The following is a 17,441-nucleotide window of genomic DNA, read 5'->3' on the forward strand; positions in this document are numbered from 1 at the left end:
TGGTTGATTGCGAGCAAAAAGCAGAGCATGGTCGGCACTCTTCCGCATGCCCAATCACACTTCAGGAGAATGACCATGGGGCCCGTCACGGACAAGGTCGCGACAGCCGAACGCCTGCCGCAAGAAACGAAAATTGCCATTATCGGCGGCGGCGTTATCGGTGTTTCCACCGCCCTGTTTCTGGCCGAACGCGGCATTCCGGTCGCCCTGTTCGAGAAGGGTGAAATTGCAGGCGAGCAATCCAGCCGCAACTGGGGCTGGTGCCGTCGCACTGGCCGCGATACCCGCGAGATGCCGCTGATCGTCGAAAGCATGCGGTTGTGGGATGGAATGAACGAGCGCACGGGCCGCGAAACCGGCTTCCGCGTGACCGGCATTGCCTATGCGGCTGAAAAAGCCGAGCAGATGGCGAATTATGAGCAGTGGATTGCCGCTGCCCGCGAACATGGCATTGAAACCGACATACTGAACAGCCAGCAGGCCGAAGCACTGGCTCCGGGTCTGACCCGTCGCCTTGCTGGCGGCATGATCACGCCGCTCGACGGTCGCGCAGAGCCGCAAAAGGCCGTGCCCGCCTTTGCCGCCAAGGCGCAGGAAGATGGCGCAGTCATCATGCAGAATTGCGCCGTGCGCGGCATCGAAACGACCAATGGTCGTGTTACCGCCGTTCTGACGGAAAAGGGTCGCGTGCGTTGTGAGGCTGTCGTGGTGGCTGGCGGCGCCTGGTCGCGCCTGATCATATCGGAATTCAACGCCCGCCTGCCGCAGCTCAAGGTGCGCTCGTCGGTGTTTCGCACCACGCCGATTGAGGCTGGTGTCGAACCGGCCATCGCCTATTCGGATTTCGCGCTGCGCAAGCGCCTCGACGGCGGCTATACGGTCGCAAGCCTCGGCGGCTCAATCGCCGATATCGTGCCTGACAGCTTCCGCTATCTGAAGGATTTTCTTCCGTCGCTGTCGAGCGGCGAGTGGTTCAATGTGCGCTTCCGTTTCGGACAGCGCTTTTTTGAAGAAGCTTTCCAGTGGAAGCTGCGTCCTGCCGATCAGGTCTCGATCTTCGAGAAAGTCCGCATACTCGACCCGGAGCCGCACCGCGCTGCCAATGCGGCCATTCTGGCGAAGCTGAAACAGGCGATCCCTGCCTTTGCATCCGTCTCGATTGCACAGGAATGGGCGGGGATGATCGACACCATGCCGGATATCATTCCGACCATTTCGCCGATCCCCGGTGTTGAAGGCCTCATCGTCGCAACTGGTTTCTCTGGCCATGGCTTCGGCATCGGGCCCGGTGCTGGCCGTCTGGTTGCGGATATGGTCAGCGGTGAAACGCCGGTGGTCGACCCATCGCCGTTCCACATTTCCCGCTTTTCCGACGGCTCGAAACTGCGCATCGAAAACTGGGGCTAAGCCAGATGCAACGCAATCCCCGGAGCCGACAACTCCGGGGCATTTAACGCGGACTATTCAATCACGCCGCAGGCAAAGCGGGCACCGCCGCCACCGAGCGGCTTTGGCTCATCCGAATAATTGTCACCGCCGACATGGATCATGAGGGCGCGGCCCTTGACCTCATCCAGCGATTTGAGGCGCGGCGAAACCACACTGCCGATAATCTTGCCGTCTGCACCCGCTTTCAAGAGCGGCAGGTCACCCATATGGCCCTCGCCTTCCGGCCCCATATGGTGCTTGGTATGGCCCGGATCATAGTGACCGCCAGCCGCCTGTGCGGCAACGGTCTTTCCGTCCTGTTCCGCCGGTGCACAGCTTCCCTTCTCATGGACATGGAAGCCATGTTCACCCGCAGCGATGCCCTGAAGATTGGGCGTAAATTGCAGGCCGTCAGCGGTTTGCGAAATTGTTATCGTGCCGAGTTCCTTGCCCTGTCCTGTGGGCAGCGCTTCAAACATTTTCACGCTCACACCGTCCGCAAAGGCGGGCACGGTCGCAAGCGCCAGTATCGAACCTAAAATCAAACTGCGCATCGTCTCCTCCATCCTCAAATTCGTTTCGGGATAAAAACTAACGTATGGATCGACAAATTGTTCGGTTTATAAAGTTTGCAAAAGATTGCGCGGCAGTGTTCCGCCGCGCAATCCGGTATCGGATCAGACAGTTACGAACTGCCCCATCATGCCGACATCTTCATGCTCCAGCACATGGCAATGGAACATGAACGGATGACTGCGCACCGCTTCACGGTCGAAGTGTACCAGAAGCTCTGCCTTGCCATCAATCAGCGCTGTGTCTTTCCATCCCGACTGATGGGCGGGCGGAGCCTCGCCGTTCAAGGTCAGGATACGGAAAGAGGCTCCGTGGATATGGAACGGATGCGCCATTTCTTTCGTGGTCAACTCCCATATTTCCCATGAACCTTTCTTGGCCTCGACATCGATGCGCTTCATGTCGAAGGGTTCGCCTGCAATCGCCATGCGCACGCCGGATGTCAGCGCATCCAGCGCCGGACCGGCTTCGGCGGACGTACGACTGCCATGCATCATATCATGGTCCATCTGACCACCCTGCATGGCACTCATATCCATCTTGCCCATATCCATATTGCCCATATTGTGGCCAGCATGGGGGTCTGCGGCAGGCTTTTGCATCATCAGCTTCATGTTTTCAGCCATGCGCTCATCAAAGAAGAATGAACGCCTGCGCACCGATTTGCTGGGGTCTGGCGCTTCCGGCGCTTCGAGATTTGCCGGTATGTCTTTGACGCTTCCCTTGAGAGCGCTATCGACAACGAACCGCATCAGCATCTGGTCCCTGCCGCCGCTGTCGTCGCTGGCGGTCAGAAGCTCGACACCTTCGCCACCCGTCGAAAAATCGACCAGCACTTCATAACGCTCGCCGGGGCTGATCGTCAGCCGTTCGACGGCTTCCGGCCTGCCGGTAAAGCCACCATCCGAAGCGAACACATGCAACGGGCGATTATCGCTGAACCGTACATGGAAATTGCGCGCATTTGCGCCGTTGAGAATGCGCAGGCGCACGACCGCCGCAGGCACTTTCGCTTCCGGCGAGATAACGCCGTTGACGATCAGCCGGTCACCACGAAAACCATGCATCAGATCCATGATATCGGGCTGATACACCTTGTCGCCTTCAATGACACGACGGTCCTGAAGCACCAACGGAATATCATCCACACCATAGGTTTCCGGCAGGCCGCGCTCGGCATCCTTGCCGTCACTGACAATCATCAACCCGGCAATGCCCATATGCGCCTGACGGGCCGTGGAACCATGCAGATGCGGGTGAAACCAGTTGAACGAAGCTGGCTGATTGACCGTTACCTTCGGTTCCCAGCGCCCTCCCGCCGGAACGAGATTATGCGGCCCACCGTCAAGGATGGATGGGACGAACAGCCCGTGCCAATGCAGGGTTGTCTCCTCATCCATGCCATTTTCAACGGCAAGCGTAACGCTTTCGCCATTCTTGAGGCGCACGACGGGACCGAGATAGGTGCCATTGATACCTGCGGACGCCGCATCACTACCCGGCTCGAAAGAATGGCGGCCTTTGCCGATCTTGAGCTTTACGACGCCTGAGGCATCAGGTTCCAGCAAAGGCGGCAGGGGCAGGCTCTGGCCCTTGGTCGCCGAGGCCATTTCCATGGTGCCATGGCCCATATTCTGATGCGCATCCTGCGCAAAGCCGGTCAGAGGGCGAATGGCGGCAAAGCTTGCCGCGCCCGCGCCAAGCGCGAGCAGGCGGCGGCGAGTTAATCCACGCATGGTGAAGTCTCCAAATAAAATTCCAGACAATAATCCTGTCGCCGCCGATGGATCGGCAGCGCATTCGGCGATTAAAGCGGGAGTGCTATTGGAGGTCGGAGAAGGTCGTGCCGGGGATTACTGCTCATTGCAGCGACCAGCGGAGGAAGACCGAAATCCTGCGACGGTGCCAGCACGCCAACATCGGCGGTCAACTGAACAATACAGCCGCAGGTCATCATCACACAGGCGACCGGAGATTTTGCACCATGATCCATGGGCGCTTGTTGGCCCTCATGGTGCGACGCGGCCATAGGACTATCGGCGGGTTGCTGTTCGCTCATATGGCAGCCGACGGAAACGCCTGTCGTCGGCATATCATGCGCCATCGCGTAGCAAAGCTGAGTGGACACCAAAAACAGCAGCGACAGAACCGTCACCAGCGCGCGCGACGGCACATGCAGGAAGGAAAGCCCCCACATATTGTGCCGCCCGCCGATGTTGCGTTTCAAGAACTGCATTTCCGCATCCGAGATGATGCCCAATTGGTACCGACCCGAATCTAAGGATGCGTTGTGACAATTGAAAGGCCTATTCTTGCATCCCATGATTTTGATCGCACTTTCACTTTTCTTTCGAAAAGAAGAGTTCCGCGTTCATAAAATTACGCAAACACCCTTTTCCACTTGCGATTCCGTATCGCAAGGTTTTAAAGAACCTCATCTTGGCTGCTCCCAATTATAACAGCCCACAAAAACGGATAAAAAAAATGACTGTCGCTCAAGCGGTTGTTCCGCAGCAAAACTCCGCGCGCCGCGTTCTGGCCGCAAGCATGATCGGCACAACGATCGAATTCTTTGACTTCTATATTTATGCAACGGCCGCGGTGATTGTATTCCCGCATCTGTTCTTCCCGGCCAGCGATGGCAATTCTGCACTGTTGCAATCGCTTGCCACTTTCGCAATTGCCTTCTTTGCCCGCCCGATTGGCGGCGCGCTGTTCGGCCACTTCGGCGACCGGATCGGCCGCAAGGCGACGCTGGTTGCAGCACTCATGACCATGGGTATTTCCACGGTCGCCATCGGCTTTCTGCCGACCTATGAATCCATTGGCGTCTGGGCAGCTCTCCTGCTGGCACTGTGCCGTCTCGGCCAGGGCCTCGGCCTTGGTGGTGAATGGGGTGGCGCAGTGCTGCTCGCAACCGAAAACGCACCGGAAGGCAAGCGTACCTGGTACGGCATGTTCCCGCAGCTTGGTGCGCCGGTCGGCTTCATTCTGGCAACGGGCATTTTCCTGTTCCTGGCTGAAATCCTCACCGAAGAACAGTTCTTCGCCTTTGGCTGGCGCGTTCCGTTCATTGCCAGTGCAATTCTCGTCGCGGTCGGCCTCTTCATTCGCCTGAAGATCGCTGAAACGCCGGAATTCCAGAAGGCTATCGACAAGGCAGAACGCGTTGAAGTGCCGGTTGCCACGCTGTTCAAGCAGCACAAGCTGAACCTGTTCCTCGGCACCATCGCCGCAGTCGCAACCTTCGTGCTGTTCTACCTCATGACCGTGTTTTCGCTCGGTTGGGGCACGCGTGCCCTTGGCTACAGCCGTGAAGAATTCCTCGTTATGCAGATGATTGGCGTTGTGTTCTTCGGCCTGACCATTCCGCTGTCGGCTATCCTGTCCGACCGCTACGGCATGCGTCCGGTGATGATCATCGTCACGATCCTGATTGGCGTCTACGGCCTGATCATGGCTCCGCTTTTCATGGGCGGTACGGCTGGCGTTCTGGCCTTCCTCATCATCGGCTTCGGCCTGATGGGCATGACCTATGGCCCAATCGGCGCAGCACTTGCCGAACCGTTCCCGACCTCGGTTCGTTATACCGGCGCATCGCTGACCTTCAATCTGGCTGGCATTCTCGGCGCATCGGTCGCGCCTTATATCGCGACCTGGCTCGCCACGCATTATAGCTTCGACTATGTCGGCTACTACATGGTGGTTGCGGCCCTGATCTCGCTGATCGGCTTTACCTTCATCTCGTTCAAGCGCGGCAAATAAGACCAAGCTCAAGAACAAACAAAAGCCCGCGTGGAGCGATCCACGCGGGCTTTTTATTTTCTGTTGTCGAAATATTATTCGACGTCAGCAGCTTCCAGCGCAATTGCGACCGACTGGATGATCGACGCAAAACGCGCTGCCGTCTGAATGACTTCCGTCGTCACATTGGCCTTGCGCAGCACATCTTCATGCGCGTCAATGCACATCCCGCAACCGTTGATCGCCGACACGGCAAGCGACCAGAGTTCGAAATCGACCTTGTCCACGCCCGGATTGCCGATCACATTCATGCGCAGCTTGGCTGGCAATGTGCGGTAGTCCTTGTTGGAGGCCAGATGCACGAAGCGGTAATAGACATTGTTCATGCCCATAATGGACGCAGCCGACTTTGCAGCCTGAATCACCGATGCGTCGACCTTGCCTGCGGCTTCGGCAGTCAGCGCCTTGCGCACATCAGCATTGCGCGAAGCGATGCCGCAAGCCACGAACAGACCGTATTTCTGCTGCGGGGTCAGCGTTTCATCGCTGGCCATGGACGAAAGGTTGAGGCGGACATCCTTGGCGAAATCCGGAATTTTTGACTTCAGGTCGTCAATCGACATGGAACCCTCTTATTGCTTATTGCTGGATAAAAGAAAGGCGGGCCTGAACCCGCCTTTTGATTGCTTGTACGCGGCAGATCAGGCTGCCTTGAGCGTGTCGCCACCGACTTCGCGGTTGCAAGGGCACAGTTCATCAGTCTGCAAAGCATCGAGAACGCGCAGCGTGTCCTTCGGAGCGCGACCAACATTGAGGTTGGTTGCGTAAACGTGCTGGATCGTGTTGTCCGGATCGACAACGAAGGTGTAGCGATAGGCAACGCCATCCGGCGAACGAACGCCGAGGCCGTCAACCAGCGAACCATTGGTGTCGGCAAACGACCAGATCGGCAGCTTGTCGAGGTCCTTGTGGTCGCGACGCCATGCCAGCTTCACAAATTCATTGTCGGTGGAACCGCCGAGAACAACAGCGTCACGGTCTTCGAAATCCGAAGCCAGGCGGGCAAATTCAGCGATTTCCGTCGGGCAGACGAAGGTGAAATCCTTCGGGTAGAAAAAGATGACCTTCCACTTGCCTTCGAAGCTCGTTTCCGTCAGATCTTCGAATGCCGAAACGCCGTTTTCTTCGTGATGGTTGAAGCCGGGCTTTACGCCGGTGACCTTGAAAGAGGGAAGCTTATCGCCAATACCGAGCATCTTAACACCTGCCTGTAAACTCTATAAAGATTCAGAAAATTCAGAATTTTCAGAACTTTCTGCTTGCGAGTCATCTATAGTCGGCTTGCCCATATCGGTCAAAGCGATTAAAGCGATTGTTCATATCGATTATAACGATAAGTCCTTCATTTCATGCTCAATATCAGCGTCCGCCAGCTCCACTATTTTCTCTCGCTCGTGCAGGCAGGCTCCTTTTCGCGTGCAGCGGATGCCGTTGGCGTCACCCAGTCGACGTTGAGCGCTGCCATTCAAGCTCTGGAAGCGGAACTGGGCGTCACATTGATCGACCGTACGGGCCGACGCATGCAGCTCTTGCCCGCCGGAGATGATTTTCTGGCCCGCGCCCGTGATATTGTTGCGCGCATCGAAGAACTGCCCGAACATGCGCGACAGGCCGAACGCCCGCTGACCACGCGCCTGCGGCTTGGGGTCATTCCGTCCGTCGCACCTTTTTTCCTGCCGAAAGTCCTGCCTGCGACGGCCAGCGCCTTTCCCGAGCTGCAATTGACGGTTCGCGAAGGACTGACGCGCAGCCTGCTTGAAAGCTTGCGCTCCGGCACGCTGGATGTCGCGCTCGTGGCGCATCCCTATGATCTCGACGAGTTCGAAATGGCGGAAATCGGTCATGATCCGTTTTTCCTCGCCGTGCGTCGCGACCACGCGCTTGCCAATCGGGACCGCGTCGATGCCGACGACGTGCTGGATGAACCTTTCCTGTTGCTGGAAAGCGGCCATTGCCTGCGTGAACATGTGATGGCGGCCATCGGTTCAAAGCCTGCGCAAAGCGGTGGCGACGTGCATGCCACAAGCATCATGACGCTGGTTCAGCTCGTACAGTTCGGCATGGGCGTCACGCTGCTACCGGAGCTGGCGGTTAAGGCCAATGTGGCGCGTGGTACCGATCTCAGCATCGTGCCCTATGAAGGCAAGAACAATTACCGCTCGCTGGTTCTGGCGTGGCGGGCAAATGCGGCCCGGCGCAACGAATTTCAGCTATTCGCCAGCCATCTGCGCGACAACTGCATGGGCGACGAAGCCTGACCTGAGCTACAGAACGCCCCAGGCGCGAAAGCGGCCCCGACCCGTCATTTCCCGCAGGTTGAGTTCACCGATCAGCTTCAACGCGCCCTGCTGCGTGACTTGCAGTTCCTTCTCGATCATCTGGCTTGAAACCAGTGGATTGCTCAGGATCAGCTCCATCAATTGCGGCAAACGCGATGAAGAACGGCGGCCCTTCAGCTTGCGCTGCATTTGCTCGCGCGCCAGCATCAGGCGGTCATGCTCCTTCATGCCCGCTTCGGCAGCTTCTTCGATTGCTGCCAGAAAAACCTTGAGACGCATCAGCCGGTTCGGCGCACGGCGTTCATTCGGTTTCTTCGTCTGCAATCCGACGCTGATCGCGGGCAGATGATGGGCGGCAATGCCCGACTGGCTCAGGAATGAAGCCGTCAGCAGGCGGCCAATCCAGGATGAACGCTGCACCACCTGCATCGAAAACCATGCGTCATGCATGATTGCGGCACGCAGGAGCGGCGGCAAATGCCGGGTTGAATCGAAAATATCGCGCCATTCTTGCAGACGCTCGGCCTCGTCCCAGTCGTCTTCATAGATCAGCGTATCGCGTGGCAACGGCTTCGGCTTGCGGGTTTCACCCGTCACGCCTTTCAACAGGGCATCAGTCCGTGCCAAAAGCGCATCGATATCATCGAGCAGCGGATCGCTGTCATCATCATCTGACAGGGCGGATGGCTCCGGCTCCGGTGTTTCAGCGATGTCGGGGTTAAGTCCCAAGAGCTGCCGCATACCGACAGGGCTCATCGCCCAGCCAGCCGCGCGGCTCGCAATCTGGCGGCGCATGCGCAGCACCGCATGGGCGACGGTCAGGGCATGGCTCGGCGTGCGGCTATCCATCAGCGCATCATGGAGCACCAGATCTTCCAGATGCACCAGTTCGCCTTCCAGCCACATGGATGAAACGGCATCATGCATATGCATGCGCCGTATCAATCCGTCACAGATGGGAGAACGCGCCAGCCGCTCATCCAGCCGTGTCAGCGCGGCAGTCGCGCCAGTCACGGCCAGGAAAAGTTCCTCAAGCGGCAGGTCATCGATTTTGTAAGCCATATTCGCATATCGCAGCCTCGCGACCGGAAAGGCAAACGGAAATCAACGCTTAAGCAAGAACGTCCGCAACTTTCACCGTGCGCCCCTCTTTAACCGAGCGCAACGCCGCCTCGGCCAAAGCAAGGGCCTGCAAGCCATCCTCGGCGGAAGGCGACGGCGCTTTGCCGCTATCCAGCGCATCGATGAAAGATGCGATTTCCGCCGCATAGGCCTGTGTATAGCGCGTCATAAAAAAATCGTGCAGCGGCGGACGGGTGTAACCATCCTTGGACGCCACCTCAATTGACACCGGACGCTGGTTTTCCGCCGATGCCGCGCCCAGCGAGCCATGTACTTCGATACGCTGATCGTAGCCATAGGAGGCGCGACGCGAATTGGAGATAACGCACTGACGACCGGAAGCCGTGGTGAGGATAACACTGGCGCTATCATAATCGCCAAGTTCGCCAATCTTCGGGTCCACCAGCACCGAGGCTGTGGCCGAAACGCTGTCGATCTCCTCGGCCAGAAGAAACCGCGCCATGTCAAAATCATGGATCGTCATGTCGCGGAAAATCCCGCCTGAAACCTTGATATATTCAGCTGGCGGCGCGCCGGGATCGCGGCTCGTGATCGTGACCATTTCGACCTTGCCGATCTGGCCGTCGTCAATCGCCTTGCGGACCGCTGCAAAATGCGGATCGAAACGGCGGTTAAAGCCGAGCATCACCTTCGCGCCAGTCTCCTTGATGACTTTCAGGCAAGCCCGCACCCGGGCAATGTCGAGATCAATTGGCTTTTCGCAGAACACCGCCTTGCCCGCCCGCGCAAAGCGCTCGATCAGATCGGCATGGGTGTTGGTCGGCGTGCAGATCAACACCGCATCAACGTCATCCGACTTTTCGATCTCTTCGATTGTGCGCACATCCGCACCTGCGGCGTCGGCGATGGCATGCGCCGCCGCTTCGTTGGCGTCGGCGACGGCAACCAGCCTGGCGCGCCTGTCCGACGCTATCGCGCCCGCATGAACTTTGCCGATGCGACCTGCGCCAAGCAGTGCCAGACGTGTCACCATTGCCTCATCCCTCCCAGGAAACAGCCGTTGAACGGCTACAAAAATGCTTGATATTCCCACCGATGCATTTACCGCTAAATTGCCCCGTTTATTGGGGATCACGCGCAAGGCATATTGGAATATTTATTCTATTTTGCTAGAATGTAGCATAAAGATTGTCAAGACACCCTTTTGGAAAGTCCGCGATGGATAGTGTTTCCACTTCATCCCCAGCCCCAACAACCGTCAAGGAATTTGAAGCGCGTCTGCTGGAAGTTTCCGACCGTCTGCCAAAACGGCTCAAGCAATGCGCGGATTTTGTCGCGGCCAATCAGGATCGCATCGCGGTTTCGACAGTGGCGGAAATGGCCGATGGCGCAGGTGTTCAAAGCTCTGCCTTCATGCGGTTTTGCCAATTGCTCGGCTTTTCCGGCTTCTCGGAAATGCAGAAGCTTTTCCGCGAATCCTATGCTGGCGGCTGGCCGGATTATTCGACCCGTCTGGAACATCTGCGCGAGACAGCAGCCAACAGCGCGCCTGCCTTGCTGGCCGAGTTTGCCGAAGCCGGTCGCACATCGCTTGAAGGCCTGCTCAAGACCATAGAACCGGAAGCGCTGGAAAGAGCCGTGGAGATTCTGGCGCGCGCCGAGACCATCCATCTCGTCGGCATCCGCCGCGCATTTCCGGTGGCAAGCTATCTCGCTTATGCGCTGGAAAAGATGCAGGTTCCGGCCATGCTGCACAGCGCCGTCGGCAAGCTGGAAAACATGCACGCCATCCGCAAAGGCGATGTGCTTTTGGCAATCACCTTTTCTCCCTACTCTGCTGAAACCATAGAGATGGCGGAATCAGCTGCCGCTCGCGGCATCGATGTCGTTGGCATCACGGACACGATCGTCAGTCCCCTGAGCAAGCTTTCACGCCAGACCTTGCTTGTGTCCGAAGTGGATTTCGGCGCTTTCCGCTCTCTTTCCGCAACCCTTTGTCTGGCCATCGCGCTTGCCGTCGCGGTCGGCACCGCCCGCCAATCGGGCTAGGGCGGCGCTGTTTCTCATCAAAGCCGCCCTAGCATTTTGTTTATACGCATTTCCGAACGCAAAACCGCTTCACACTTTTGCTGGAAATGCTTGCATTCTATTTTTCGGTTGAAATGGAATAATAAATCCATTTTAATCAGAAATGGAATAACTGCTATGCGCACAGAATCGCATTGCGGTCATCATAAGAGATGCCGAGGGAGGAAGCGCATTTCATGGAGAAGCCGCTCGACTTGATAACGATTGGCCGGTCTTCGGTGGACCTCTATGGCGCGCAGATCGGCGGCCTTCTCGAAGATATGGCTTCCTTCAACAAATATGTCGGCGGCTCACCGACCAATATCGCCACGGGCACCGCCCGGCTCGGCCTCAAATCCGCGCTGATCACGCGGGTGGGCGATGAACATATGGGGCGTTTCCTGCTGCGCGAGCTGGAACGGGAAGGTGTCGACACGCGCGGCATCGTCACCGATCCGCAGCGTCTGACGGCACTGGTCATTCTGGGCATCCGTGACCAGCAGCATTTTCCGCTTATCTTCTACCGCGAAAACTGCGCCGACATGGCGCTCTGCGAAGACGATATCGATCCGGATTTCATCGCTGAGGCTGGGTGTGTTCTCGCAACTGGCACCCATCTGTCGCATCCGCGTACCGAAGCCGCTGTTCTCAAGGCGCTGCGTCTTGCGCGCCAGAATGGCAGCCGCACCGCGCTCGATATCGACTTTCGGCCCAATCTCTGGGGCCTGTCGGGCCATGGCGATGGCGAAAACCGTTTCATCGAGTCGGTTGCCGTCACTGCCAAGCTGCAATCGAGCCTGCCGCTGTTTGACCTCATCGTCGGCACGGAAGAAGAGTTTCACATTGCGGGCGGCTCAACCGATACGCTGGTAGCCCTCAACGCTGTTCGCAAGATCACCGATGCAGTGCTCGTCTGCAAACGCGGGCCGATGGGCGCGGTAGTTTTCGAAGGCGCTATTCCGGACAATCTCGACAAGGGACAGAGCGGAGAAGGCTTTCCCATCGACGTTTTCAATGTGTTGGGCGCGGGCGACGGCTTCATGTCCGGTCTGTTGCGTGGCTGGCTGAAAGGCGAAGACTGGCCGACCAGCCTCAAATTCGCCAATGCTTGCGGCGCCTTCGCCGTCTCCCGGCATGGCTGCACGCCTGCTTATCCAAGCTGGGAGGAAATGCAATATTTCTTCCGCACCGGCATTCGCGATCAGGCGCTGCGCAAGGATGCGCAACTGGAACAGGTGCACTGGTCGACCAACCGCAATGGTGAATGGCCGCATATGCGGGTCTTTGCTTTCGATCATCGCATTCAGCTGGAAGAAATGGCTGCCGAAGCTGGCGTGGATAGTGCCAAGATCGGTGAGTTCAAACGGTTGTGCCTTGATGCAGCCTTGCAGGTTTCCGGCGGAAGCGGCGGCTATGGCATTCTATGCGACGGCAGGCTGGGCCGGGATGCGCTCTATCGTGCGGCAGGTTCCGGTCTGTGGATCGGACGACCGACCGAATGGCCGGGATCGCGTCCGCTGCAGCTTGAACCGGACCTTGGGGCGGATTGCGGCGGCCTTGTTGAATGGCCGGTCGAGCATGTGGTGAAGCTCCTGTGCTTCTACCACCCGGACGATACGGCAGACATGAAGGCTGAACAGGAAGCCATCGTCAAACGGCTTTTCACGGCGGCGCGACGCAACCGGCTGGAATTTCTGCTGGAGGTCATTCCGTCCAAGCCAGGCCCCGTCGATGATGAAACCACCGCGCGCGTCATCCAGCGTTTCTATGATATCGGCGTCTATCCCGACTGGTGGAAGCTGGAGCCGATGAAGACCAAGGCGGCCTGGGCCAATGCCTGTGAAGCCATCACCCGTAACGATCCATACACCCGTGGTATTGTCGTTCTTGGGCTCGATGCGCCAGCGGAGGAGCTGGAATCGAGCCTCGCGGTAGCTGCGGGCTTCGATCTTGTGAAAGGTTTTGCCGTCGGCAGAACCATCTTCGGTGATGCAGCGCGCAAATGGCTGAACGGCAAGATCAGCGATGATGAGGCCATTGCCGACATGGTCGCGCGCTACAAAAACCTGTGCGATGTCTGGGACAAAGTGCGCAGACACTGATTCATATGTCGGGAGGAGACATGACAACCGTTCGACTGACCGCCGCGCAAGCGCTGGTGCGTTATCTCGCGAACCAGATGACGCCGGAAGGCGACACATTCATCGCAGGCGTCTGGGCCATTTTCGGTCATGGCAATGTGGCGGGGCTGGGTGAAGCGCTCTATGGCATCCGCGAGCAACTGCCGACTTGGCGCGGCCATAACGAGCAGACCATGGCCCATGCGGCCATCGCCTATACCAAGCAGCTTGGCCGCAAACGCGCCTGCGCCGTCACATCCTCCATCGGCCCCGGCGCAACGAATATGGTAACAGCGGCGGCGTTGGCCCATGTGAACCGCCTGCCCGTTCTGCTTATTCCGGGCGATGTTTTCGCCAATCGCGGCCCTGATCCTGTACTGCAGCAGATTGAGGATTTCGGCGACGGCACTATGACCGTCAATGACTGTTTCCGTCCGGTGAGCCGCTATTTCGACCGCATCACCCGGCCGGAACAGCTTCTTACCGCCTTGCCCCGCGCCTTCCGCACCATGACCGACCCGGCCGATTGCGGCCCGGTGACGCTCGCTTTTTGTCAGGACGTTCAAACGGAAGCCTATGACTGGCCGCTGGAATTCTTTGCGCCTAAAGTCTGGCATTGGCGTCGCCCTCCACCCGATGAGCTGGAGCTGGCAACCGCCATCGCAGCCATAAAGAGTGCATCCAAGCCTGTGATCGTCGCGGGCGGCGGCGTGCATTATTCCGGCGCACACGAGGCTTTGAAACAATTTGCCGAAGCGCACGGCATTCCCGTCATTGAAACGCAGGCCGGCAAATCCGCGCTGCCATGGGATCACGCGCTTAACTTTGGCCCCGTCGGCGTGACGGGCGCCGATAGCGCCAATGCCATTGCCGCCGAAGCGGATCTGGTGATCGGCGTCGGCACCCGCTTTCAGGATTTCACCACCGGCTCATGGGCTTTGTTCAAGCATCCGGGTCGCAAACTGCTGTCGCTCAACGTTCAGCCCTATGACGGGTCCAAGCACAATGCACTGCCTTTGGTGGCAGACGCGCGGATCGGGTTGCAAGCACTTAACGCTGGGCTTTCGGGTTACAAGCGCCAGCCGGTCGACACGCGCTTGAAAGACAAATGGTTCGCCGATGCGGACCGGATTACCGCAGCACCGGCGGAGGGCAATGCACTGCCCACCGACATGCAGGTCATTGGTGCCGTGCAGCGCCAGTCACGCGAGAACACGGTCGTCATGTGCGCAGCTGGCACGATGCCGGGCGAGCTGCACCAGCTCTGGAAAGCCGGGCGCACCATGTCCTATCACATGGAATATGGCTTCTCCTGCATGGGCTATGAAATCGCGGGCGGCCTTGGCATCAAAATGGCTGAGCCGGATCGCGACGTCATCGTGATGGTTGGCGATGGCTCCTACATGATGGCCAATTCCGAACTCGCCACCGCCGTGATGCTTGGCCAGAAAATCACCGTTGTCCTGACCGACAATCGGGGCTTTGGCTGCATCAATCGCCTCCAGATGGCCACCGGCGGCGCGGAGTTCAACAATCTGCTCGACCATTCGGCCCATGTGAACCCGTCGCAAATCGACTTTGCCGCGCATGCCCGCGCCATGGGTGCGGATACGCGCAAGGTTACCTCGATCCAGGAGCTGGAAGCGGCCCTTGCCGAAACGCGCGAGAGCCTGCGGACAAGCGTTATCGTCATCGATACCGATCCCTATCCAACGCCCGACACCGGCGGCTGGTGGTGGGACGTTGCCGTGCCGGAAGTATCGGAGCGCGAACAGGTGCGCGCAGCCCGCCGTGACTATGAAGCCCAGCTCAAGGAAAGAAACTGACCGATGATCCTTTACGGCACCAATCCCATTGCCTGGTCCAATGATGACGACCGCAGCCTTGGCGCGCATATCACGCTGGATCAATGCCTTGATGAAGCCGCGAAAATCGGCTTCGACGGCATAGAAAAGGGCCATAAATTCCCGCAGGAACCACAACCGCTCAAGGCCGTGCTGGAACCGCGCGGGTTGCGTTATGTTTCCGGCTGGCACTCGCTCAACCTGCTCGTCAATTCGGTCGAAGACGAGAAGGCCGCGATGCAGCCAGCGCTCGATCTTCTGAAAGCCATGGGCTCGAAGGTGATCATCGTCTGCGAAACCTCCAACGCCATTCATGGTGACAATGACAAGCCGCTTTCCGAGCGCCCTGTGCTGGAAGAGGCCCGTTGGGCAGCTTTCGGTGCGGGCGTTGAAGCGCTCGCCGCCTATGCGGCGGCACAGGGGATCACGCTCGTCTATCACCACCATATGGGTACGATTGTGCAGAGCGAGGACGAGATCGACTTGCTGATGCAACATACCGGCCCGGCGACGAAGCTCCTGCTCGATACCGGACACTGCCTCTTCGGAGGCGGCGATCCTGAGCGCGCAGCGAAAAAGCACATGGCGCGTGTCGGCCATATCCACGCCAAGAATGTTCGTCCGGCGATCGCGACCGAAGTCAGCGACCAGAGCCTTTCCTTCCTTGAAGGGGTGCGGCGCGGCGTGTTCACGGTCCCCGGCGACAAGGAAGGTGCTGTCGATTTCGTGCCCGTTCTCAAGCAAGCCGCCGAACATGGTTATCAGGGCTGGCTCGTCATCGAAGCCGAACAGGACCCGGATATTCGCAATCCGTTCGAATATCAGACGCTTGGGCTGAAATCGCTGAAAGCATTTGCCAGAGAAGCAGGGCTCGACAAGGGAGACTGAGACATGGCCAATCTGTTACGCAAGCCACAGGGCGCACATGGCAAAGTCCATGACATCACACCGGAAAGCGCCGAATGGGGCTATGTCGGTTTCGGTCTCTACCGGCTGAAACCGGGCGACACCGTTTCCGAACGGACCGGCTCCACCGAGGTCATTCTGGTTCTGGTGGAAGGCAAGGCCAGAATTACCGCATCGGGTGAAGATTTCGGCGATATGGGCGAACGCATGAGCGTTTTCGACAAGCTACCACCGCATTGCGTCTATGTTCCGGCGGAAAGCGACTGGATTGCAATGGCGACGACCGATTGCGTTCTGGCCGTCTGCACTGCGCCGGGCAAGCCCGGACGCAAAGCGCAGAAACTTGGCCCCGAAGGCCTGACGCTGGAGCAGCGCGGCAAGGGCGCCAACACGCGCTACATCCACAACATCGCGATGGAAGGCCGCGATGTTGCCGACAGCCTGCTGGTGACGGAAGTGTTCACGCCACAGGGCAACTGGTCGTCTTACCCGCCGCACCGGCATGACGAGGACAATTATCCCGATATGACCTATCTGGAGGAAACCTATTATCACCGGCTCAATCCGGCGCAGGGTTACGGCATCCAGCGCGTCTTCACCGAAGATGGCAGCCTTGATGAGACAATGGCCGTTTCAGACGGTGATGTGGTGCTCGTCCCGCAAGGGCATCACCCCTGCGGCTCGCCCTATGGCTACGAGATGTATTATCTCAACGTCATGGCCGGACCATTGCGCAAGTGGCGCTTCAAGAACCATCCCGACCACGACTGGATTTTCCAGCGCGATAATCCAACCTCGTAGAAGGTGAAGGTGAAGGTGAAGGTGAAGAAATACTGCCAGCTTGAAATAAGCCGAGAAAAACCTCTATTTTGAGATATTAATTATTTTATAAAACGAGGCTACAATGCTCGGAAAAGTAAAATTATATAACGAAACCCATCAGAAATATTTGGCTTATCTTCAAGATTCGAACAACAGTGCGACATATCCGGTTTTACTACTGGAAGACGACGCAAAAATCGGCGCTGGCTATGTTTGGCATGCGCTTCGTGTTGCAGACGGTATCGTCGTTCTGCAGGTGCCATCATTATTGGCCAATTTGGCCATCAACGGTGACGCAAGCCCCAGCGCCAACAAGAAAACATTTGTTGCCCGTCTCGCCAAAATGGATTCCATGTCTCCAGTCGAGCTAAAATATGACGAGGAAAAGCAGGCGATCATCACAATCTCCTCACCAGATTTATTGTATCTTTCAGGTATTTCAAAAGATCCTTATGCGTATTTCGTTGAACACACTATTGATAAATGGGAAATCCAATACCTCTAAAAAAAGCCCC

16 protein-coding genes are annotated in these 17,441 nt (G+C 57.8%); 9 read left to right on the forward strand and 7 right to left on the reverse strand.

The window, feature by feature from the left end:
- Window positions 1-75: 75 nt before the first annotated feature.
- Window positions 76-1,407, forward strand: coding sequence for an NAD(P)/FAD-dependent oxidoreductase (locus FGI60_RS08525; RefSeq protein WP_138784813.1), 1,332 nt, complete (start codon window positions 76-78; stop codon window positions 1,405-1,407).
- 53 nt (window positions 1,408-1,460) lie between these two features.
- Here FGI60_RS08525 and sodC read toward each other — a convergent pair whose 3' ends face one another.
- The 3 genes from sodC to FGI60_RS08540 all read right to left on the reverse strand — a co-directional run bounded on the left by sodC (window position 1,461) and on the right by FGI60_RS08540 (window position 4,237).
- Complete coding sequence (sodC, locus tag FGI60_RS08530; RefSeq protein WP_138784814.1) at window positions 1,461-1,982, reverse strand: superoxide dismutase family protein; 522 nt, start codon at window positions 1,980-1,982, stop codon at window positions 1,461-1,463.
- A 123-nt stretch (window positions 1,983-2,105) separates the two neighbouring features.
- Window positions 2,106-3,737: a multicopper oxidase CueO gene (gene cueO / locus FGI60_RS08535; RefSeq protein WP_138784815.1), complete on the reverse strand. Its 1,632-nt coding sequence runs from the start codon at window positions 3,735-3,737 to the stop codon at window positions 2,106-2,108.
- Between the two features lie 71 nt (window positions 3,738-3,808).
- Window positions 3,809-4,237 (reverse strand): hypothetical protein, encoded by a 429-nt coding sequence (locus FGI60_RS08540; protein WP_138784816.1) that lies wholly within the window; start codon window positions 4,235-4,237, stop codon window positions 3,809-3,811.
- Between the two features lie 248 nt (window positions 4,238-4,485).
- Between FGI60_RS08540 and FGI60_RS08545 the strand changes: the two genes are divergently transcribed.
- Window positions 4,486-5,766: an MFS transporter gene (locus FGI60_RS08545; protein WP_138784817.1), complete on the forward strand. Its 1,281-nt coding sequence runs from the start codon at window positions 4,486-4,488 to the stop codon at window positions 5,764-5,766.
- A 74-nt stretch (window positions 5,767-5,840) separates the two neighbouring features.
- Here the strand turns inward: FGI60_RS08545 and FGI60_RS08550 are convergent, their stop codons facing one another.
- Together FGI60_RS08550 and FGI60_RS08555 are read right to left on the reverse strand one after the other, a co-directional pair.
- Complete coding sequence (locus FGI60_RS08550) at window positions 5,841-6,368, reverse strand: carboxymuconolactone decarboxylase family protein (RefSeq protein ID WP_138784818.1); 528 nt, start codon at window positions 6,366-6,368, stop codon at window positions 5,841-5,843.
- Window positions 6,369-6,446: 78 nt separating this feature from the next.
- Window positions 6,447-7,001 (reverse strand): peroxiredoxin, encoded by a 555-nt coding sequence (locus FGI60_RS08555; protein WP_138784819.1) that lies wholly within the window; start codon window positions 6,999-7,001, stop codon window positions 6,447-6,449.
- Window positions 7,002-7,154: 153 nt separating this feature from the next.
- On the opposite strand from FGI60_RS08555, the gene FGI60_RS08560 reads away from it, so the two are divergent.
- Entirely contained in the window at window positions 7,155-8,063 is a 909-nt protein-coding gene (locus FGI60_RS08560) for a hydrogen peroxide-inducible genes activator (RefSeq protein WP_138784820.1), read from the forward strand.
- Between the two features lie 6 nt (window positions 8,064-8,069).
- Here FGI60_RS08560 and FGI60_RS08565 read toward each other — a convergent pair whose 3' ends face one another.
- Complete coding sequence (locus FGI60_RS08565) at window positions 8,070-9,146, reverse strand: RHE_PE00001 family protein (RefSeq protein ID WP_138784821.1); 1,077 nt, start codon at window positions 9,144-9,146, stop codon at window positions 8,070-8,072.
- A gap of 49 nt (window positions 9,147-9,195) precedes the next feature.
- The gene (gene iolG, locus FGI60_RS08570; protein ID WP_138784822.1) at window positions 9,196-10,200 is read right to left on the reverse strand and encodes an inositol 2-dehydrogenase; all 1,005 of its coding nucleotides are present in this window, start codon (window positions 10,198-10,200) and stop codon (window positions 9,196-9,198) included.
- Window positions 10,201-10,385: 185 nt separating this feature from the next.
- On the opposite strand from iolG, the gene FGI60_RS08575 reads away from it, so the two are divergent.
- From FGI60_RS08575 to FGI60_RS08600, 6 genes are all read left to right on the forward strand, one after another.
- Window positions 10,386-11,216 carry a MurR/RpiR family transcriptional regulator gene (locus tag FGI60_RS08575; protein WP_138784823.1) on the forward strand — a complete coding sequence of 277 codons (831 nt, stop codon included), beginning with the start codon at window positions 10,386-10,388 and terminating at the stop codon, window positions 11,214-11,216.
- Window positions 11,217-11,431: 215 nt separating this feature from the next.
- The gene (locus tag FGI60_RS08580; protein WP_138784824.1) at window positions 11,432-13,336 is read left to right on the forward strand and encodes a bifunctional 5-dehydro-2-deoxygluconokinase/5-dehydro-2-deoxyphosphogluconate aldolase; all 1,905 of its coding nucleotides are present in this window, start codon (window positions 11,432-11,434) and stop codon (window positions 13,334-13,336) included.
- Window positions 13,337-13,356: 20 nt separating this feature from the next.
- Window positions 13,357-15,180, forward strand: a complete 1,824-nt coding sequence (iolD, locus tag FGI60_RS08585) for a 3D-(3,5/4)-trihydroxycyclohexane-1,2-dione acylhydrolase (decyclizing) (RefSeq protein ID WP_138784825.1) — start codon at window positions 13,357-13,359, stop codon at window positions 15,178-15,180.
- Window positions 15,181-15,183: 3 nt separating this feature from the next.
- Window positions 15,184-16,086, forward strand: coding sequence for a myo-inosose-2 dehydratase (gene iolE, locus FGI60_RS08590; protein WP_138784826.1), 903 nt, complete (start codon window positions 15,184-15,186; stop codon window positions 16,084-16,086).
- A 3-nt stretch (window positions 16,087-16,089) separates the two neighbouring features.
- The gene (gene iolB / locus FGI60_RS08595) at window positions 16,090-16,905 is read left to right on the forward strand and encodes a 5-deoxy-glucuronate isomerase (protein WP_138784827.1); all 816 of its coding nucleotides are present in this window, start codon (window positions 16,090-16,092) and stop codon (window positions 16,903-16,905) included.
- A 103-nt stretch (window positions 16,906-17,008) separates the two neighbouring features.
- On the forward strand, window positions 17,009-17,431 hold the full coding sequence (locus FGI60_RS08600; protein WP_138784828.1) for a hypothetical protein: 423 nt from the start codon (window positions 17,009-17,011) through the stop codon (window positions 17,429-17,431).
- The last annotated feature ends 10 nt before the right edge of the window (window positions 17,432-17,441 follow it).

Origin of the sequence: Brucella haematophila (genome assembly GCF_005938105.1) — a bacterium.
Lineage (GTDB): Bacteria > Pseudomonadota > Alphaproteobacteria > Rhizobiales > Rhizobiaceae > Brucella > Brucella haematophila.